This is a genomic window from Psychrobacter sp. NPDC064578, assembly GCF_044901245.1.
GTDB classification, from domain to species: Bacteria; Pseudomonadota; Gammaproteobacteria; order Pseudomonadales; family Moraxellaceae; genus Psychrobacter; species Psychrobacter cibarius_C.
Genome location: NZ_JBJDPI010000003.1, coordinates 23,447 through 42,880 on the forward strand (window position 1 = coordinate 23,447; position 19,434 = coordinate 42,880).

Consider the following 19,434-nt stretch of genomic DNA (forward strand, 5'->3'; position numbering starts at 1 on the left):
AATATACAGCTATTAAAAAAGACATGCTTTAATATTGTAATGATTTATATGATAGCTGGACTACCAATACCTGCTATTGCCGAAGATTCAGTGTTGATAAGTGATTTGGCTACTATTGAGTCGCTAGCACGGCAAGGAAATGCTATTGCTCAGTATAATTTGGGTGTTATGTATGCAGCAGGTTCAGATGTCGAGCAAGATAATGTCAAAGCTTTTGAGTGGTTGAATAAATCTGCCAGTCAAGGATTAGCTGAAGCGCAATATAATATCGGTGTTATGTACAATCAAGGTATAGCTGTACCACAAAGCCATGAAAAAGCCTTTACCTACTATAGCAATTCTGCTAAACAAGGCTATAGCAGAGCGCAATATAATCTTGGTAATCTTTACTCTAAAGGTGAAGGTGTCGTTCAAAACGATATCAGCGCCCTTGAACATTGGCAACAGGCAGCTGAGCAAAATAACAAGTTAGCACAGTTTAATTTAGGCATTGCTTATGCCAATGCGAAAGGTGTCCCTAAAGATAATATAACAGCGTTTAAATGGTACAAAAAATCTGCTGAACAAGGCGTTGCTGGTGCTCAATTTAATTTAGGTGTTCTGTATCAGCAGGGTCAAGGGGTTTCTAAAAATAACGTAAAAGCGGCTGAATGGTTCGAAAAAGCAGCTAAGCAAGGCATGGCAGAAGCTCAGTTTAACCTTGGTTTTATGTATTATAAAGGGGAGGGTGTAAAATTAGACTATAGCAAAGCAGCGCATTGGTTTGAAAGCTATAATCAGCTAGGATATCAAGACGTGCAAAACGAATTAGCAAAAATTTATATTCTAAGTGATGGTGTCTATGGCGATAGAGTAGGTGGGTTAGCAGGGTTAAAGCGTATCTGTGACACTGGCATCCAGAAATATTGTGATATGTATACAGAATGGAGCCAAAAAACAGATTAAATGGTTTGGCTCTGTTCTGCTTTGAAATGATAAAAACATCTATCTCATATTAATACCTAAGCGCATAGCAGCAGCAATATTTACAGCCGTGGTTTCAATATTGTCATAAGCCTGACTCAGTACGTTTTCGATGGTATCTACTTTTTGAATACTGGGCATGATGACCTCGAACTGGCTAGTTTGCGCAGGTTTGAGTCCGTCAACACTGCCGCAGATAGCGATAACAGGTGTATGGCTAGCCTTGGCGATTTGACTGATACCACCTGCCACTTTACCCATGGCTGTCTGCGCATCAAGCTTACCTTCGCCAGTGATAACGAGATCAGCCTCTGCGATATGCTTCGACAAATGAGCCACCTCAGCAACTGTGTCAAAGCCTGATTTTAGCTGAGCTTGAAAGAATGTCATCATCGCGTAGCCAAGACCACCAGCTGCTCCAGCGCCTTCGACATGTTGGCAGTCCTCATAACCGTGATGACCGCACATGGTGGCAAAGTGACTGAGTGCTTTATCTAAAGCTTTTACTTGCTCTGGACAAGCGCCTTTTTGTGGACCAAATACTGCGCTCGCACCCAAAAGACCACATAATGGATTGGTCACATCACAAGCAACTTCAAATACTGTGTCTAATACCTTTGCATGAAGATTTATATTATCAAGCCTATGTAGGCTGGCAAGTGCACCACCACCATGAGTGAGTAGAGTGTCATTGATATCGTGAAATGTGATGCCTAATGCCATTAGCATGCCAAGACCTGCATCATTGGTTGCGCTACCACCTAGACCAATCACGATACGTTTAGCCCCTTCTTCTAACGCATCAGCAATCAGCTCGCCGACACCGTAACTGCTAGCAATCACAGGATTGCGTTCACCGCTTGTCAATAGATGTAATCCGCACGCTTGAGCAACTTCGATGACAGCCGTAGCGTCAGGCAATAACAAATACTTTGCTGTTATCGATCTCATCAGTGGATCATTGACCACTACTTCTTTCCAGCGTCCACCCAATATATAAGACAGTACCGCAGAGGTGCCTTCGCCGCCATCAGCCATCGGCAGTAGCTTATAATCAGCCTCTGGAAACACTTGGCTGAAGCCAGATTGAATGGCGTGGCAAACATCCAGTGCGTCTAAGCTTTCTTTAAATGAGTCGGGAGCAATTAAAATTTTCATGAATGTCTCTTTGAATCTCTTTAAATAAATACCAAGGTTAATAGCCAGATAAAGACGATGCTGGTCACGCCTTGAATACCCGTTGCCATAGAATGGGCTTTGTAAGCCTGCGCCACACTCATACGACTAAACTGACTGACGATCCAAAAAAAGCTGTCATTGGCGTGCGAGATAGTCATGGCACCTGCACCAATGGCCATCACACAAAATACGCGACCAAGCTCACTGTCGAGACCAATTTGATCCAATAACGGCGCGATCATCGCAGAGGTGGTGACCAAGGCGACTGTGGTCGAACCTTGTGCCGTTTTTAACGCAGCAGAGACAATGAATGGCATAAAAATACCAAGCCCTAACGCAGACAATGTCGTACCTAAATAGTCACCGATTGGTGTCACTTTTAGCATGGCACCAAATGCACCGCCTGCGCCAGTAATTAATAAGATAGGCGCGGCTACGACCAAACCTTGAGAGATGCTGTCGCTAATTTGCTGCGTTTTTTGTTCAGTATTAATCAATAAGAAAGACAAGAATAAACCAATCAGTAATGCCGTGAGTGGATTGCCGATGAACACTAAAATATCTGTCAACGTGCCACTGCCAAATGGTGCACTTGGAAAGTTCGCAACAGACGATAAGCAAATCAATACGATAGGGACAATAATAGGCAAAAACGCCATTGTTGCTGACGGCATGCTGCTATAGTCGTCGCGTGTTTTCATGTTTTCAGGCAAAGTTGCTGCTGGCGCGTCCAGTGCGTCGATATTGTCGGGAGCGACATTCAAAAAGCGATTAGACCACCACCAGCCAGCCAATACAGCAACCGCTGTCACCACCACACCGACCATAATAACCAAGCCTAAATTCGACTCTAGCCCTAAGTTACCTGCTGCGGCAATTGGACCTGGGGTTGGTGGTACAAAGGTATGGGTTGCGTATAAGCCTGTCGCTAAGGCAATGCTCATCGCCACACTGGATACGTGTAAACGCTCGGCCAATGTTTCTTTTAATGAGTTTAAAATAATATAGCCAGAGTCACAGAATACTGGCACTGAAACCACAGCACCAACGATAGACATGGTCAAAGTAGGGAAGCGAGGTCCCAAAACTTTGATGACCGTTTCTGCCATTACAATGGCGGCGCCTGTTTTTTCAAGGATTAGCCCTATGATAGTACCGAAGACAATAACCAGACCGATGTAACCTAAAATACCGCCAAAGCCATCCGAGATGGTTTTAGCAACAGTATTAAGCGGCACTTGGTAAAATAGCGCTACTAAAAAGGCTGATAATATCAATACTAAAAAAGGATGCCACTTTAACTTTGCTGTGGCAAAAATAATAAAAAGAATGGTCAGCACAAGCCAAAATACGATCATTACTGTCTCTACATGTAGGGTTGATAGCGATAATTGTGGATGCTGCTACTGAGCTATTATTTCATTAATAGCAGCATCAATAGGTATATGGATTTTTAAAGGGGCATATTCTATAGTAAATCCAAGTTGCTAGGGAATCTATTCGGCTCATATTTTATTTTATTCATGGTAAAGCTTAGATACTCTGCTAGTATGTGCTTTTTGCTTCACATGTACCATTATCAGGATGCCTACCTTGACCATATTTACCGCGCCTACTATAGCCAATATAGAAAATGATGAATTACGTCTGCAGCTACAGCAGATTATAGACCTAAAAACCAAGCCGCTGGGCGCGCTTGGGCGAATAGAGTCACTCGCTGTGCAGTTGGGCATGATTCAAGGAACGATCACACCGCATATTGAGCAAGCGCAAATACGAGTGTTTGCGGCAGACCATGGTTTGACTAAGCATGGTACGTCAGCGTTTCCTAGTGCTGTCACTGCGCAAATGGTTCATAACTTTTTGCAAGGTGGTGCCGCCATCAATGTACTGGCACGCCAGCATAATATTGAGCTAAAGGTTGTTGACGCTGGGGTGGATGCCGACTTTGCTCCTCATCCAAAATTGCTAGATTATAAAGTTCGCTATGGTAGCCGAGACGCGCTAACAGAGCCTGCGATGACAGAAATAGAATGTTTAGCAGCGCTAGAAAACGGCATGAAAGTCGTCAAGAATCTAGCGGGTAATCTGTTGATTGTTGGGGAGATGGGTATTGGTAATACTTCGGCGGCGAGTCTCTTGCTAGCGAGATTGGGTGATGTACCACTTGCTGATTGTATTGGTCGCGGCACAGGGCTTGATGATGCGGGATTAGAGCATAAGACGGATATTTTGACGCAAGTATTAGAGCGTCATCAACAGGCACAAGCACCGTTTGATGTACTCGCTGCATTGGGCGGGCTTGAAATTGCCATGATGGCGGGTGCGCTGATTCAGGCTGCTAGTGAACGGCGTATTCTCCTGATTGATGGTTTTATTGCCAGTAGCGCATTATTGGTGGCTGAACGCCTAGCGCCCGGTGTTGCTCAATACGCGGTCTTTGCTCATCACTCTGTTGAGCCGGGGCACGCGCATTTATTGAAATCACTAAATGCTGAGCCTTTACTTAATATGGGCATGCGCTTAGGCGAGGGTAGCGGGGCTGCGCTCGCGTATCCATTGTTGCAATCCGCTTGCGCCATTATCAATGAGATGGCAAGCTTTAGTGACGCCGGTATCAGTGAGCAAAACAACTGATGTCACAATCATTAAACAATTCATCAAATCAGCCATCCTCGCCTAGACGAAATCTTACTCAATTTATAAGGCATGAATGGATATTGTTACTGGTCGCCGTTCAATTTTTAACGAGATTATCAGTACCATCATTTAAGCATTATGATCCGCAATGGTTGCATCAGAGTAGCCGCCATTTCCCCGCAGTCGGTTTACTGGTTGGCTTACTCTGTGCTGGCGTGTTTTGGCTTGGCAGTCTGTTATTTACGCCGCTAGTTGCTGCAGTGCTGAGCACAGCTTTTGGAATTAAGCTCACTGGGGCTTTTCATGAAGATGGTCTGGCGGATAGCTGTGACGGTCTCGGCGGTGGTCTGACTCGCGAGCGCACACTGACTATTATGAAAGACTCGCGCCTAGGTACTTATGGTGTATTAGGTTTGGTGTCGGCGCTATTACTCAAAATTAGCTTACTTGCCTCAATGCCCTTAACGATGGCTGTCATCGCGCTTATCCTAGGACATACCGCGTCGCGTTTACTTTGCATTAGCCTGCTGTCTTTACTGCCTTATGGTGGAGAGATAGAACACGCAAAAGCCAAACCGATGGCGCAGAAGTTGACGCCAATACAAGGGCTATATAGCAGTGGCTGGCTAATATTGGCTATTATTTTAGTCGCACTTATATTCCCTAATATGATGCAGCAGATTGGGCTTGCTCAATGGTTGTTAGCCATGATATTGGCGCTGATAGCCACTGACTACATGCGACGTTTATTGCGCAGGCGCTTGGATGGTTACACGGGCGATGGCTTGGGTGCCACACAGCAGCTTAGTGAAATTGCTATTTATATCGGACTGGCTGCTTCTATACCCTTTATTTAAATCAAATCGTCAACAAGGACCATACTCATTCATGATTCTCTATATTTGGCGTCATCCCAAACCGATGAATACTGAAGGAATTTGTATTGGACAAACTGATATCGGCGTCGATAAACGTAAGTTGAAACGTCTTGCCAATAAAATCGAGCGCTTTGTGCGTTTGCATCAATTACCAAAAACAATTTGGGTCAGCCCCTTACAACGTTCACTAAAAGTCGGGCAAATATTAGTGCAACGTGGTTTTGAGTGTCGAGTCGCACCTGAATTGGCTGAGATTCATTTTGGCGAATGGGATGGATGTCGGTGGGCGCAAATCACCAAGCAAGAGATTGATGAGTGGTGTAATAATTTTGCACATTTTGCGCCCAGTCATGGAGAGAGCTTACAGCAGCTATTCGAGCGTGTTGAAGGTTGGTTGGTTAAAGTTTCAGCTGAACAAAAAGATAGCCCAGTATTAGTCATCGGTCATGCAGGCTGGATAAATGCGGCCAAAATAATGGCTGCTGACCAAGAAGTGCCGAAAACAGCCGCTGAGTGGCCGCGCTCTGTCGCATATCTGTCCTGTAATCGTATTGATATTTAATTAAAAAAACGGCCATTATGTTGACCGTTCTTAAATTTTGAATGCTTTTGAGTACTTTTGAATAATTTAGGAGGTTGTTAGCTTTCAGCTTGTAGCTCATCGATTTTTTCAAAATAGGCTCTCTCGTTTTCTGCTAATCCTAGGTTCGAATCAAAGCTCACATAAATGCCTCTATCATCCAGTGTTGCGTACCAATGGTCTGCATCATTATCGGTTAGGATTTGAAAGTATTTATTATTAACGATTCTGCCCACCTTATAAATTTCACCTTCGCTATAAAAGTGATTGCCTTGGGTACATCGTAATTTGTCGTCAGTATTTATCATGTCATTGCAGCCTATCGTTATTTAAATAAAATCTATCAATCAAATACAACGAGCATATCAACTCAGGTGACAATAATAAAGATGACTTTATAGGTAGTATCTTATTGTTAAGTATAGGCTTTCCAAGCTATTTATTACAAATAGTTGCTAGAATATATCACTGCACAAGATACCTGATAAAATCATAAATTAAACGCGATAGCAAAACGCAAAAAAGCCAGCAACGTGACGTTACCGGCTTTTTTAGACTAGATCTAGATATCCAAAAAATTACTCTTCTGAATAATCTTCGTTCTCGTCTTCAACTTCTGTTGCTGACTCTTCATTGTCGCCATCTTCAGAAAGAATGGTAACTAGAATAGTAGCGGTAACGTCATGATGTAGCTGAATATCAACATTGTATTCGCCAACTTGACGTAAAGTGCCTTCAGGAAGCTTGATTTCAGCACGGTCTACTTCTAGACCTGAGTTAGTCAATGCTTCAGCAATATCACGAGTACCGATAGAGCCGAATAGCTTGCCTTCGTCGCCTGATTTAGCACGCATAATGACATTAACGTCAGTTAGCGCATCAGCACGTTCTTGAGCAACAGCTACTTCTTTGGCTTCTTCAGCTTCAAGCTCGGCACGACGTGCTTCGAACTTTTCAATGTTAGCTGCAGTAGCAGGTAGTGCTTTACCCAAAGGGATAAGAAAGTTACGTCCGTAACCTGGTTTCACATCGACAGTTTCACCGAGTTTACCAAGGTTGACGATACGCTGTAACAAAATAATTTGCATGAGTCATTCCTAGTTAAAATTAACGGTTAACCCTGATGGTTATCAGTGTATGGGAGTAGCGATAAATAACGAGCTTGCTTGATAGCAGTAGCTAGTTGACGCTGATATTTAGTAGATGTACCGGTAATGCGGCTTGGTACGATTTTACCATTATCACTGATGTACTGTTTTAGCAATTCAACATCTTTATAATCGATGTGAGTGATGCCTTCAGCAGTGAAACGGCAGAATTTGCGACGGCGATAGAAACGTGCCATGAGTATTCTCCTTTAATTAGTCTTCACTGTTGTCGTTGTCGTCATTATCGTTTTCACGACTGTCTGGACGACGAGTAGTTGCTTTGCGTGCGCGTTTTTCATCGGCATTCTTGGCTAACTGCGACTCTTCAGTGACAGCGTCGTCACGGCGCATAACTAGACTACGAATGATCGCGTCGTTATAACGGAATAATTCTTCAAGTTCAGCTAAAGTTTCACCGTCAGTTTCAATGTTGAAAAGAACGTAGTGAGCTTTGTGAATCTTGTTGATTGGATATGCCAATTGACGGCGGCCCCAATCTTCTAAACGATGGATAACACCGTTGTTGTCTTGAACTAACTTGATGTAGCGCTCAACCATGCCGACCACTTGGTCGCTTTGGTCTGGGTGTACAAGTAACACCAGTTCGTAATGTCGCATTATGACTCCTTACGGATTAGTAGCTATTAACCCTATGTTAATAGCAAGGAGATTTATAAGGTAAGCCCGATTTCTAGCTATTATTATGAATAAATAATAAGAAATAAGCTTAGTTTATAAAGCGCCGTATTATAACAGTACTTAGCAACTAACACAAAGGTTAATCACTGAGCCACCGTTAATAAATTATAACAATAATTAAAAATGCTCGGTTAATAAAAAAGCAGCGATATCACGCTGCTTTTTTATCAAAACAATAAGATGGATTGTTAATAAACAAGCTATTTTATTTTTGGTTCTTTCACTAACTGACGGCTATCTGCTTTTACCACCAAAGTTTTGGCCAATTTGTCATGCCAGCCGATATTTTCAGGGCTTTTTGATGCCATGTAATAATGAATAGCAATAATCACGAACCCTAAGAAGCTGGTGAACGAAAACAATAAGTTATAAATAATAAACAATAACAAAGTACGCACACCAATAAGCTTAGTAAAAGAGGGCAACCGATGGGTGGTTTGATCCACCACGCGAATACCCGTAATCAGCTTACCGAGTGACTGACCACGCAGTGTGATAAATACCAATTGCAGCGCAAATAAGCCAAATACCATGACTTGCGACATCATCAATGTGCTACTAGGAAGACTCTCCATCAGTGTCATTGAATACTGATAAGCCGCATCCATGTCTTGGATATTTTGGAATTTGGTATAATCCACATCCATTTTTGTCAATGCCATTACTAGCGGAAAAATAGCCAGTAGATAGAGTAGTCCATTGATGGCTGTTGCTAATACTCGCGACATAATCGGTGCAAGTACCACATTGCCGACGACTTTGTCTTTGCTAGACGCAGCCTGATTGCTATTAGACTTGTTTAGTGACACATTATTGTGGGGTGTTTGCTGACGATTGGTGGTCATGTCAGCTTTCACATTTTTATCCGTGTCTTTCGGACGTTCAGGCTTGCCATACAATCTATCTAATGAAACTGATTTGCTATCCGAGCTATTGCTAGCGTTGTCTTCAGGAAAAACAGTTACATTATTGATAATAGAGTCATTAACCTCAGGCTTGCCAAGGTTGGTAGGTCGATAAACCGTTTGATTATTGGTCAAGTTACCGACACGCTGCCATTGGTCTAAGCCTTCATGCCACATCAAATCATCCAGCAGTACTTCACCAGATGCCAACATGATATTCAGCTGCTCCAAATTGTAAGGACCAGCTTGTACGTTATTTCGAGCAAGGAAAATCTGCATAATTGCCTGCATAGTTAGTCATATCTTAAGTCACTATATATGATACATAATATTAGGGTCTATTTAACATTTTTCAAATAGCCCCTAATCATTGTTTCTTTAATGACTGTGTGAATTACTGCTGTGACTGAACGTTAGGGCTTACTTCGCTTCTTCACCAGCTAAGAAGAACCAAGTATCTAGTACAGAATCAGGGTTCAACGACACTGAGCTGATACCTTGTTCCATCAGCCAGAACGCAAGATCTGGATGGTCTGATGGACCCTGACCACAGATGCCGACATATTTGTTTGCTTTACGGCACGCATCAATCGCCATGGTCAATAGTTTCTTAACCGCAGGATCACGCTCATCAAATAGATGTGAGACGATACCTGAGTCACGGTCAAGACCAAGGGTCAACTGAGTCAAGTCGTTAGAGCCGATTGAGAAACCATCGAAGTGCTCTAGGAATTCATCTGCCAATAGGGCGTTGGTTGGTAGCTCACACATCATAATAACGCGTAAACCGTTTTCGCCACGTTTTAGACCGTTTTTCTCAAGTAATTCGATGACTTCTTTGGCTTCGCCAACGGTACGAACGAATGGAATCATAATCTCGACGTTGGTCAAGCCCATCTCATCACGTACGCGTTTTAGTGCTTTACACTCAAGCTCAAAGCAGTCACGGAAGTTGTCAGACACATAACGACTGGCACCGCGGAAACCAAGCATTGGGTTTTCTTCTGATGGCTCGTATAATTTACCACCAAGCAAGTTAGCATATTCGTTTGATTTAAAATCTGACATACGAACGATAACTGGCTGATCCATAAAGGCAACGGCTAGCGTTGAGATACCTTCGACCAACTTATCCACGTAGAAATCTACCGGTGACGCATAACCAGCAATACGCTCTTGGATGGCTTGGGCAATTTCGCGTGGTAAGCTGTTCATGTTCAGTAGTGCTTTTGGATGCACGCCAATCATACGGTTGATGATGAATTCTAAACGCGCAAGACCAATACCTTCATTTGGCATTTGCGTGAATGAGAAGGCACGATCTGGATTACCAACGTTCATCATTACTTTGAAGGCAAGCTCTGGCATAGACTCAACAGAGTTGGTCTGTACTTCAAAGTCGATTTGGCTTTCATAAATGAAGCCAGTATCACCTTCGGCACAAGAAGCAGTGACGTCTTGACCATCAACCAATAGCTCAGTCGCATTACCACAACCAACAATGGCTGGAACACCTAGTTCACGAGCAATAATCGCTGCGTGACACGTACGACCACCACGGTTAGTGATGATAGCAGAAGCACGCTTCATGACTGGTTCCCAATCCGGATCCGTCATGTCTGATACTAATACATCGCCTTCCTGTACTTTGTCCATCTCATTTAAGTTGCTAACGATACGGACTTTACCTGAACCGATACGCTGACCGATTGAACGACCTTCACACAATACTTTAGCGTTAGTCGTGTCGATGATATAACGTTCCATAACATTGCTGTCTTGGCGGCTCTTAACCGTTTCTGGACGCGCCTGAACGATGAAGATTTCGTTGGTATCGCCGTCTTTTGCCCACTCGATATCCATCGCTTGGCCATAATGCTTTTCGATTGTTACGGCTTGTTTAGCAAGAGAGGTTAGCTCTTCAGTTGATAATGAGAACTGCATACGATCTTGCTTTTCAACATCGACAGTTTTTACTGATTTAGTGGTGCTACCTTCATCACCATAAACCATTTTCTTATGCTTGCTGCCTAGGTTACGGCGAATCACCGATGGTTTGCCATTGGCTAGTAATTGCTTAGAAATATAGAATTCATCTGGGTTAACCGCACCCTGTACAACCATTTCACCTAGACCATAGCTTGAGGTGATAAAGACCACTTGATCAAAACCGCTTTCGGTATCTAGCGTGAACATCACACCCGCCGCGCCAGTTTCTGAACGTACCATACGCTGTACAGCAGCAGATAATGCAACGCCTTCATGCTCAAAACCTTTGTGTACACGATAAGAGATGGCACGGTCGTTATAAAGAGATGCAAATACTTCTTTAATTGCAATTAGGACGTTATCAATGCCGCGAATGTTTAGGAATGTCTCTTGCTGACCCGCAAATGAGGCATCTGGCAAATCTTCAGCAGTAGCAGAAGAACGCACAGCAACCGCGATGTCTTCGCCGCCGCTCATCGTTTCAAACGATTGACGTACTTCTTGCTCAAGATCACTTGGCAGCTCTTGCTCAATAATCCAAGTACGAATCTTTTTACCCGTTTCTGCAAGTTTTTTGACATCATCAACATCTAACGTTTTTAGTTCGTTGTTGATTTTGTCAAGCAAGCCAGTTTCGTTCAAAAAACGGTTGAATGCATTTGAAGTGGTGGCAAAGCCGCCTGGTACACTAACACCCAAATCAGACAAATGGCTGATCATTTCACCTAATGAGGCGTTCTTGCCGCCGACCATTTCAATGTCGTCTTTTCCTAGCTGATCAAGATTGATTACAAGTGCTGTAGATTGCGCTGCCATGATAACTCCAGAAAATAAGGTTATTTAGTAAAGATTATAACGGTGAATTATACCGCTATATTTGGAGAATTTCGAGGGGTTGAACCAATATTTTTGTCAAAAAGATACAAATTGTGGGCTTTGCTACATAATTAGTAGAAGGTTATTCATTTTTCTATTTTTGAGATGACGTAAAAATGCGAGTAAAGATCACTCTAATTATCAAGATATGTTTATAAATCGGTTAATAAATAGAGGGTTTAAAATAAATAACAGAAGAACTTTAGGATATTCTTATAATATCTGCCTTTATATATAGCAGGTAATGCTGCGCTAGTATGAGTAACCAATCAGCACAATAATGGTTATTAATCGGCATGATAAGATTAAGGACACTGTGGCTTTCTAAGTGTACGCCTGTAACATTGATTTCTATTAGGCCGCTATTATGCGTATAATGTAGAGCATCAATAGTAGCGGTTTATCCTGATATAAATGTGCAATATTAGCGCTTATACAAAACGAAAATTACGTCTGAAAATCAAGTCTAAAGCCGATCAAAAATAAAAGCCAAATGAAGATTACCATTGTGTTTTCAATCGAGGTGCCAACGTTATGTACTCAAGTAATCCAGCTGAACAACTGAATCCCACTATTCAAAATCGCAACGCATTAAACTTAGACAGCTCTCAAGCCGTTCGAACCGCTTTTTTTATCTCAGATGGCACAGCGATTACCGCGGAGACACTTGGCCGCGCTATCTTGAGTCAGTTTGCTTCAGTACCTTTTGAAACACGAGTGTTGCCATATGTCGATAGCTTAGAGCGTGCAGAAGACGCTGTTGAGCAAATCAACATGGCGTATCAACGAGATGGTTTGTTGCCATTGGTCTTTGATACGATTGTTAACCCTGATATTCGTGAAAAGATCAATTCTGCCCAAAGCTGTAACTTGGATATGTATGAGGGTTTGATTGGCCGTGTCGCTGAAGAAACAGGTGTAGAGCCTGACGGACATTCGGGTCATGCACACGACGATGTTGATTCTGAGACTTATAAAGAACGTATCGACGCGGTGCATTTCGCTTTAGACAATGATGATGGTGCGCGTACGCGTCATTACGATGCGGCCGATATTATTTTGGTGGGCGTATCACGTTCAGGCAAAACACCGACTTCTTTATACTTAGCCTTACAGTTCGGTATTCGAGCAGCAAATTATCCTTTGACCGAAGATGACTTGTACGATAATCAATTACCAAAAGCATTGCGCGAGCACAAAGACAAGCTGTTTGGTCTATTGATCGATACCGATCGCTTGGTGAAAATCCGTCAAGAGCGCCGTGCGGGCAGTCGTTATTCGAGCTATCAGCAATGTCAGCAGGAGCAGCGGGCGATACAGGGGATTTATATCACGCATGGTATTCCAAGTCTTGATGTTTCTGAGATGTCCGTTGAAGAAATCGCTACGCGCATCTTGCAGATGACGGGTCTCAAACGCCGTATCGGCTAATAAAATATAAGCTATCAATGAATTGCTTGAAGCAATTAACGATTTAGCAATAACGATTGCTCAAAAAAGAACCATTATTTAAAGCATCACTATTAATAACCATCATTTAATACCATCTGATTATCACATAGAGAATATTATGAGTTCATCTTATAAGTCTAGCAAGACCCCTTTATTATTGGCCAGCTTGCTGAGTGCGGTCAGTTTACTGAGTGCTTGCCAAACGTCACCTTTTTCACGTGAGCCAGTGCCTGAGCCACGTTATATCCCAACCATTGTATTGGGTGAAGCGCAAACGCTAACAATTATGCCCAATCGTGTGGCCTGCGCCTCGGCATTACCGATGCAGTGTTTACTGGCCAAATCAAGCAAAGATGGCAGCGTGTTTCAGGTACCTTATGATTGGATTGATGACTTTAAACCAAGCCTTGGCACAGAATATGTGATTAGTGCGCGTCCGCAGATTGACGAGGGACAGAAAAGCGCGACTGGGCATTGGACACTGCAAAATATTGTGTCACAACGTATGGTGGGCACGCCTTAGTCGTGTGGTTTTGACTCAAGCACCTATTGATTCATACACAGTCTAAAAATCAAATAAATAAGTAAATGTAAAGAGGACACGATGGGAACTAAAAAACCAAGCGACGCGACCAATGATATTGGTAAAGACATTCATACCGAAGTATCGAATAAAGAAAGCGGTCGCGTGCCGAATCCTGAACATACTGAAGGCAAAAATAAAAAACAAAATATTGAACAAACCCATGAGCAGGTCACTGATGATGTCATGCACCATCCTGATCTTATTAATCCGCTCGATGACACGCGAATCGATATCAAGTCTGGTTATACGAAAGATTCACGTCGCTTAAAAGGCGATAACCACGAGTATGAATATGATGCGGTCGTTTTAGGAGCAGGTCCTGCTGGCGAAGCGGCGGCTATGAAGCTGACTAAATCAGGCAAAAAAGTGGTGGTCATTGATCCACGTGATCAGGTAGGTGGTAACTCTACCCATGTGGGTACGATTCCAAGTAAAGCACTGCGCCAATCGGTATTCAACCTCATTAACTTTCGCCGTGATCCTATGTTTACCAAGGCGATGGAGTACAAGCAAGTTCCTCTAAATAGAGTGCTTGCCAATGCCCGAAAAGTCATTCGCAATCAGGTTAGTACGCACACACGATTCTATGAACGCAACCGCATTGAAGTGATTCAAGGTTGGGCAAGTTTTATTGATGCTCATACTTTGCGTGTTGAAACCGATGATAATGTCTTTGAAACCATTACCTTTAATAAAGCCATCGTAACGGTTGGTAGTCGTCCTTATCGCCCTGAAATTTTAGACTTTAACCATCCGCGCGTTTTTGATTCTGATAAAATTTTGCAAATGGATTATGTGGTCAAAAAAATTATCATCTATGGTGCGGGCGTGATTGGTTGTGAGTATGCCTCTATCTTTACGGGTCTTGGTTATAAGGTTGATTTGATTAATAACCAAAATCAATTGCTCAGTTATCTCGATAGCGAGATTAGCGATGCTATCGCGCATGACTTTAGACAATTTGGCGTACTGATTCGTAGTAACGAAGAGATTGATCATCTTGAAACGCATGACGATTATGTCGTCTTGCATCTAAAGAGTGGTAAGCGCATCAAATCTGATGCCATTCTTTGGTCAAATGGTCGCTCAGGTAATACGGAAGGTTTAAACTTAGAAGCGATTGGTCTAAAAGCAAACAGCCGTGGTCAATTAAAAGTTGATGATACCTATTGTACTGAAATCGAAAATATCTATGCCGCAGGCGATGTGATTGGTTGGCCATCTTTGGCTTCTGCCGCTTATGACCAAGGACGCTGTGCGGCGGCCTTTATGGTTGGTGATAGCGATGCGGAACCAGTGTCAAGCGTGCCAACTGGTATCTATACGATTCCTGAAATTTCTTGTATCGGTAAAACTGAGCAAGAGCTAACCGACGAAAAAGTCCCATACGAAGTGGGTCAAGCATTCTTCAAGCATTTGGCACGTGCACAAATCATTGGTGAACGCTCAGGTGTCCTAAAGATTTTGTTCCATCGTGATACGTTGGAGATTTTAGGCATCCATTGCTACGGTAACCATGCATCAGAGATTATCCATATTGGACAAGCCGTGATGAAGTGTAAGAGTAATAATACACTTGAGTACTTTGTGAATACTACTTTTAACTATCCAACGATGGCAGAAGCGTATCGTGTGGCGGCATTAAATGGTCTTAATCGTGTTTTTTAAGTGATAGAATATTGAAACGTTAGAAATAAAAAAGCGTCTGCTATGTTAGCAGGCGCTTTTTTTTGATTCAGGATCATCGATTTGGCTTTTATTGATGGCAGGCGCTAATGACATGCAATCGTCTTTTGCTTTAGGACACCGTTTTAAGTGCTTTATTCGCGTCATGCCAGCGCACCCACATAAGTAGCGCAAAGTAAAATACCCATAAGGCGGCTAGTGCATAAAATCCAGTAGAAACTTGGGAGATGCTAGCCCCCATTTGATTAAGCTGGACGGAGGTGTTGATACCCGGTGTCGTGGGTACGAACCAACGTATGATTTGTAAAACTATGGGCAGCTGATCTGCTGGCCACGGATAACCACTGACAAAAAACATCGGTAGTGAGCTAAAAATTAGGATTTGCATACTACGTTCGCGCTGGCGAAACCAGAGTCCAAGCACGCAACCAAGTGTCGCCACGGTTGGGCAAAATAACAGAAGGAACAGTAAACTGCCAAGCATGTTTTGCCCGCGCGGATAGTGGTGTAGCTCAAATGTCCAACCATAATAAAAGCAGCCAATAATGAAGCTAAACATACTGAGCGCAGCAATTCGCCCAAGCCAACCACGGATACTCGTCGCATGTCGCCGCTGCTCATACCACGTACCAATCAGCATCGCTGTGGCGATTAATAAGGTTTGTTGCAAAATTAGAATAGAGACCGCTGGCACCACGTAAGCGCCATAACCTTCTGTTTGATTGTATAGAGGGATAATTACTAATGGTACCGCTTGAGTATTAGCAGCCGCTGTTGCTGAATAAGCACCTTGTGCCACATTTTTTTTGACTTCAATCCCTGCTGATACCGTACTGACTGCTTTTAAAAACCCCATCTGTACGTTTTTATTTAACAGAAAGTAGCCGCCATTACCCAATACGCTGACGCTCGCTGCTTTTCCCGATAGTACTTGCTGCTCAAGCCCACTTGGAATGACCATGTACCCAGCGATTTCATCTGACCATATGGCCTCTTTAGCCTGCTGCTCGTTGAGAAAAAGCTGAGTGTCTAACTGCGGACTGGCACTCGCATAGCGAACGATGGTTCGTGATAGATTACTATTGTCGTTATCAATGATACCAACAGGTACATGGTTGACCACTTCTGTCGAATACGGCCAAGGATAAAAGAAGCCATAAATAATAGGGGCAATCAGTAAGAGTAATAGCACACCTTTATCAGAAAAGATGTCCTTAATGGTCTGTAAAAAACTACCTAAGAAACTTGGTGTTGAAGACTGCTTGGTTGAATCTGACGTTGTCGAAGATAAATGGTCTTTTGGTGGTAATGACATTAGCGCGCCCCCCAACGTTCAGGATGCGCCAGCGCGCGTTTGGTTAATAAAGTAGTCAAGCTCATCGCAATCGTCGTGGCAATAGCCAGACCATAGACGATCGGCAATGAAACAGCAACAGGCGCTTGCATCTGTAATTGTGCAATATGCAGTTTTAGATAGTGAGTGAGTGGCAGTGCATCTGACCAATGCCGAGCACTGTCACTGATAGCAATATAAGGAAAGGTCACACCAGCAAAGGCATAAGAAGGTGCTGAAATAAAACCAGTAGCAGACAAGCCCATGCGTAATGAGAATGAGCCTAAGGTAAAGATAGCACCCAGCCAAAACGATAGCATTATTAATAATATCAAACCAGCATAAGTTGCAAGCACTGAGCTCATGGCAACGGATTCTTGCGGCGTGGCAAGCCATAGAGCCAACATCGCCCAAATGCTAAAGGCCAATGTCGGCCAAAAGTATTTGCCTAACAGACCAAACAATAATACTAAAACGTTTGCACTTTCCGTCATATCTTCATTCGCATGACTAGAGACAGAGATTTGATCATTTTTGCTCATGTTATGGTTGTTTTCTACGGCATTTAATATTTGCCCTGATGTTGACTCGTTTTGTGTGATTCGTGTCAAATTAGGATGACCTGTACTGATAAAGCGATACCAGTGGCCGAGTCGTTTATCCCGCAGCTCACGACCAATCGTCGTTGCACCGATCACCATCGCTAAAATATGCAGCAGCGCGGGTATGACCGTTGAAGCCAAAAACTGCTGATAATCGGTGGCTGCATTAAACAGGCTGATACGCTGTATGCCAATCGGTGAGTAAGCAATCGCAGCTTGCGACGGTGCCATGCCTTGTTTGACCAAGCGTTGTATCTCAACGCCTGCCGATAACGTCCCAGCGACCGCTTGAACGCTGGTTTGGATAATGCCCGAATGTGTACCGTACTGAGCATTTACTTGTAAAATTAATGGAGCAGGCTCAGCAGATAAAATATGCCGAGAAAAATCTTCAGGGATAATGACAATAGCGTAAATATCACGCTGCAAAATAGCCGCTTTTGCCTCAGCCTCTGAGTAATAAAGTTGTCTAACCGTTAGAGTAGGGCTGGCTTCCAAATAGCGTACCGCGGTATTGGCAATCGGGCTATTGTCTTGGTCTATCACCCCAATGGGCAAATCCGTAATCTGTGTTTGTGAAAATATCCACCAAATCAGTAGGACGGTTGCCAGTGGTATCCAGACCACCATACTAAAGTCCCACGGATTTTTGGTCAAAAACCGTCGCTCATAGGCAGCACTACGTAAAAAAGCCTTACTTAACTTCATCGGGTGCATGGCTTACTCTTGGCTTGCATTAGTAAGTGCTGGATTGACGCGTACAATAACGCTCATACCTGAGCGAATACGTGCATCGGGAGTCGTCGGACGTGCTTTTACTTCAAAGGTACGTACATCGAATCCATCATCATTATTGGTCGGCCGCCAAGTGGCAAAGTCAGACAATGTTGACGTAGCATAAACGGTAAACTGTTTGGTATAAGGCTTATTTGCTGATGACAGCGCAGGAATCGTACCAGTAAATTGCTGACCAATCGCAAACTGGTTTAAGTAGGATTCGGTGACATTAAGTACGACCCACTGCTCATCGGTATTGACCAACGTCAAGATAGGCACGCCTTGTCCGATGACTTCACCCGCGCTGACAATGACATTGTCCACAATGCCTGCAATAGGGCTTTTTAAATTGGCTTCTTCTTTTGCCACTAGTGCTTCTTCTAGTTGCGCATCGACTTGCGCTACTTGCGCTGTCGCCGCTGATTTATCTTCACTGCGTGCGCCTTCTTTTGCCAAATCGTATTGCAAGCGCGCCGCTTCAGTTTGATCTTGAGTGGCCAGATATTGCGCATACGCCTCATCGCGTTTTTGCCGTGCCATAAGGCCTTCTTCATAAAGGCGGTTGACACGCTGGTAAGTATTCTCTGCCAAATCAGAAGCAGCTTTGTTGGCTTGCCATGCCGCTTTTGCTTGAGCGATCTCTTGTGGACGGGCGCCATTTTCTGCTTTATCTAACTGACTTTGTGCCATTTGCTTGCCAGCCAGCGCTTGATTGATTTTTGCGTTAATCTCAGGCGAGTCCATTTCAATCAGCTGTTGCCCGACTGTCACTGCATCACCTTCTGTGACCAAAATTTTGGCAATACGTCCCGGCACTTTTGCAGCGATGGAGGTTTGCTGCATCTGCATCTGCCCTTGCAAAGTCACGACTTCAGGTTCGCTATGCTGATTGCTTTTATATAGACCATAGGCAATAACGCCTAATACAATCAGAACCAATAGCGCCAGAAGTGCCTTTTTTATCATGGCAGATTTATCCGCTTTTTCTGCATGGCGCTTATAAGTAGGCACTGCTTGCTCATTTTCAGCATCAGTTGCTTGATCGTTATGGTTATTGACTGAGTCGGTAGATTGCTCTGAGTCGTTTAACTTGCGCGAGTCGTCTGATTCGTTGGTAGATTCAGTCATGACAGTGAGATTC

At 43.4% G+C, this 19,434-nt stretch carries 18 protein-coding genes; 7 read left to right on the forward strand and 11 right to left on the reverse strand.

The features are described from left to right. Positions 1-48: 48 nt before the first annotated feature. The gene (locus ACI2JM_RS03810; protein ID WP_404642242.1) at positions 49-945 is read left to right on the forward strand and encodes a tetratricopeptide repeat protein; all 897 of its coding nucleotides are present in this window, start codon (positions 49-51) and stop codon (positions 943-945) included. A 39-nt stretch (positions 946-984) separates the two neighbouring features. Here ACI2JM_RS03810 and ACI2JM_RS03815 read toward each other — a convergent pair whose 3' ends face one another. Both ACI2JM_RS03815 and ACI2JM_RS03820 read right to left on the reverse strand, forming a co-directional pair. Further along, the gene (locus ACI2JM_RS03815) at positions 985-2,121 is read right to left on the reverse strand and encodes a glycerate kinase (RefSeq protein ID WP_404642244.1); all 1,137 of its coding nucleotides are present in this window, start codon (positions 2,119-2,121) and stop codon (positions 985-987) included. Positions 2,122-2,141: 20 nt separating this feature from the next. Then, complete coding sequence (locus tag ACI2JM_RS03820; RefSeq protein ID WP_055124256.1) at positions 2,142-3,500, reverse strand: GntP family permease; 1,359 nt, start codon at positions 3,498-3,500, stop codon at positions 2,142-2,144. Positions 3,501-3,726: 226 nt separating this feature from the next. Between ACI2JM_RS03820 and cobT the strand changes: the two genes are divergently transcribed. The 3 genes from cobT to ACI2JM_RS03835 are packed head-to-tail and all read left to right on the forward strand — an operon-like array spanning position 3,727 to position 6,222. Beyond that, positions 3,727-4,779 (forward strand): nicotinate-nucleotide--dimethylbenzimidazole phosphoribosyltransferase, encoded by a 1,053-nt coding sequence (cobT, locus tag ACI2JM_RS03825; RefSeq protein WP_404642246.1) that lies wholly within the window; start codon positions 3,727-3,729, stop codon positions 4,777-4,779. Continuing rightward, complete coding sequence (gene cobS / locus ACI2JM_RS03830; protein WP_404642248.1) at positions 4,779-5,639, forward strand: adenosylcobinamide-GDP ribazoletransferase; 861 nt, start codon at positions 4,779-4,781, stop codon at positions 5,637-5,639. Before cobT ends, cobS begins: the two co-directional genes overlap by 1 nt. A 31-nt stretch (positions 5,640-5,670) precedes the next feature. Beyond that, positions 5,671-6,222: a histidine phosphatase family protein gene (locus tag ACI2JM_RS03835; RefSeq protein ID WP_404642250.1), complete on the forward strand. Its 552-nt coding sequence runs from the start codon at positions 5,671-5,673 to the stop codon at positions 6,220-6,222. Positions 6,223-6,299: 77 nt separating this feature from the next. On the opposite strand, the gene ACI2JM_RS03840 is transcribed toward ACI2JM_RS03835, so the two are convergent. The 6 genes from ACI2JM_RS03840 to ppsA form a co-directional block, all read right to left on the reverse strand. Further along, complete coding sequence (locus ACI2JM_RS03840; protein WP_055124252.1) at positions 6,300-6,548, reverse strand: hypothetical protein; 249 nt, start codon at positions 6,546-6,548, stop codon at positions 6,300-6,302. A 270-nt stretch (positions 6,549-6,818) separates the two neighbouring features. Continuing rightward, the gene (gene rplI, locus ACI2JM_RS03845; RefSeq protein ID WP_045446903.1) at positions 6,819-7,328 is read right to left on the reverse strand and encodes a 50S ribosomal protein L9; all 510 of its coding nucleotides are present in this window, start codon (positions 7,326-7,328) and stop codon (positions 6,819-6,821) included. 26 nt (positions 7,329-7,354) lie between these two features. After that, positions 7,355-7,585, reverse strand: coding sequence for a 30S ribosomal protein S18 (rpsR, locus tag ACI2JM_RS03850; protein ID WP_010198808.1), 231 nt, complete (start codon positions 7,583-7,585; stop codon positions 7,355-7,357). A gap of 16 nt (positions 7,586-7,601) precedes the next feature. Further along, complete coding sequence (rpsF, locus tag ACI2JM_RS03855) at positions 7,602-8,006, reverse strand: 30S ribosomal protein S6 (protein ID WP_045446907.1); 405 nt, start codon at positions 8,004-8,006, stop codon at positions 7,602-7,604. 281 nt (positions 8,007-8,287) lie between these two features. After that, positions 8,288-9,283 carry an RDD family protein gene (locus tag ACI2JM_RS03860; RefSeq protein ID WP_404642254.1) on the reverse strand — a complete coding sequence of 332 codons (996 nt, stop codon included), beginning with the start codon at positions 9,281-9,283 and terminating at the stop codon, positions 8,288-8,290. A 129-nt stretch (positions 9,284-9,412) separates the two neighbouring features. Next, positions 9,413-11,797 carry a phosphoenolpyruvate synthase gene (ppsA, locus tag ACI2JM_RS03865; RefSeq protein ID WP_201559772.1) on the reverse strand — a complete coding sequence of 795 codons (2,385 nt, stop codon included), beginning with the start codon at positions 11,795-11,797 and terminating at the stop codon, positions 9,413-9,415. A 594-nt stretch (positions 11,798-12,391) separates the two neighbouring features. On the opposite strand from ppsA, the gene ACI2JM_RS03870 reads away from it, so the two are divergent. From ACI2JM_RS03870 to sthA, 3 genes are all read left to right on the forward strand, one after another. Continuing rightward, a complete protein-coding gene (locus tag ACI2JM_RS03870) occupies positions 12,392-13,288 on the forward strand; it encodes a pyruvate, water dikinase regulatory protein (protein WP_045446910.1) in 897 nt (298 codons plus the stop codon). A gap of 139 nt (positions 13,289-13,427) precedes the next feature. Beyond that, the gene (locus ACI2JM_RS03875; protein ID WP_045446913.1) at positions 13,428-13,832 is read left to right on the forward strand and encodes a DUF4377 domain-containing protein; all 405 of its coding nucleotides are present in this window, start codon (positions 13,428-13,430) and stop codon (positions 13,830-13,832) included. 81 nt (positions 13,833-13,913) lie between these two features. Next, positions 13,914-15,563, forward strand: coding sequence for a Si-specific NAD(P)(+) transhydrogenase (gene sthA / locus ACI2JM_RS03880; RefSeq protein ID WP_045452107.1), 1,650 nt, complete (start codon positions 13,914-13,916; stop codon positions 15,561-15,563). A 130-nt stretch (positions 15,564-15,693) separates the two neighbouring features. On the opposite strand, the gene ACI2JM_RS03885 is transcribed toward sthA, so the two are convergent. The 3 genes from ACI2JM_RS03885 to ACI2JM_RS03895 are packed head-to-tail and all read right to left on the reverse strand — an operon-like array spanning position 15,694 to position 19,421. Then, complete coding sequence (locus tag ACI2JM_RS03885; protein ID WP_404642258.1) at positions 15,694-16,896, reverse strand: ABC transporter permease; 1,203 nt, start codon at positions 16,894-16,896, stop codon at positions 15,694-15,696. Continuing rightward, a complete protein-coding gene (locus ACI2JM_RS03890) occupies positions 16,896-18,233 on the reverse strand; it encodes an ABC transporter permease (RefSeq protein WP_404642260.1) in 1,338 nt (445 codons plus the stop codon). The genes ACI2JM_RS03885 and ACI2JM_RS03890 overlap by 1 nt, the downstream gene beginning before the upstream one ends. A 3-nt stretch (positions 18,234-18,236) precedes the next feature. Further along, entirely contained in the window at positions 18,237-19,421 is a 1,185-nt protein-coding gene (locus ACI2JM_RS03895; RefSeq protein WP_193009347.1) for an HlyD family secretion protein, read from the reverse strand. Positions 19,422-19,434: the final 13 nt, after the last annotated feature.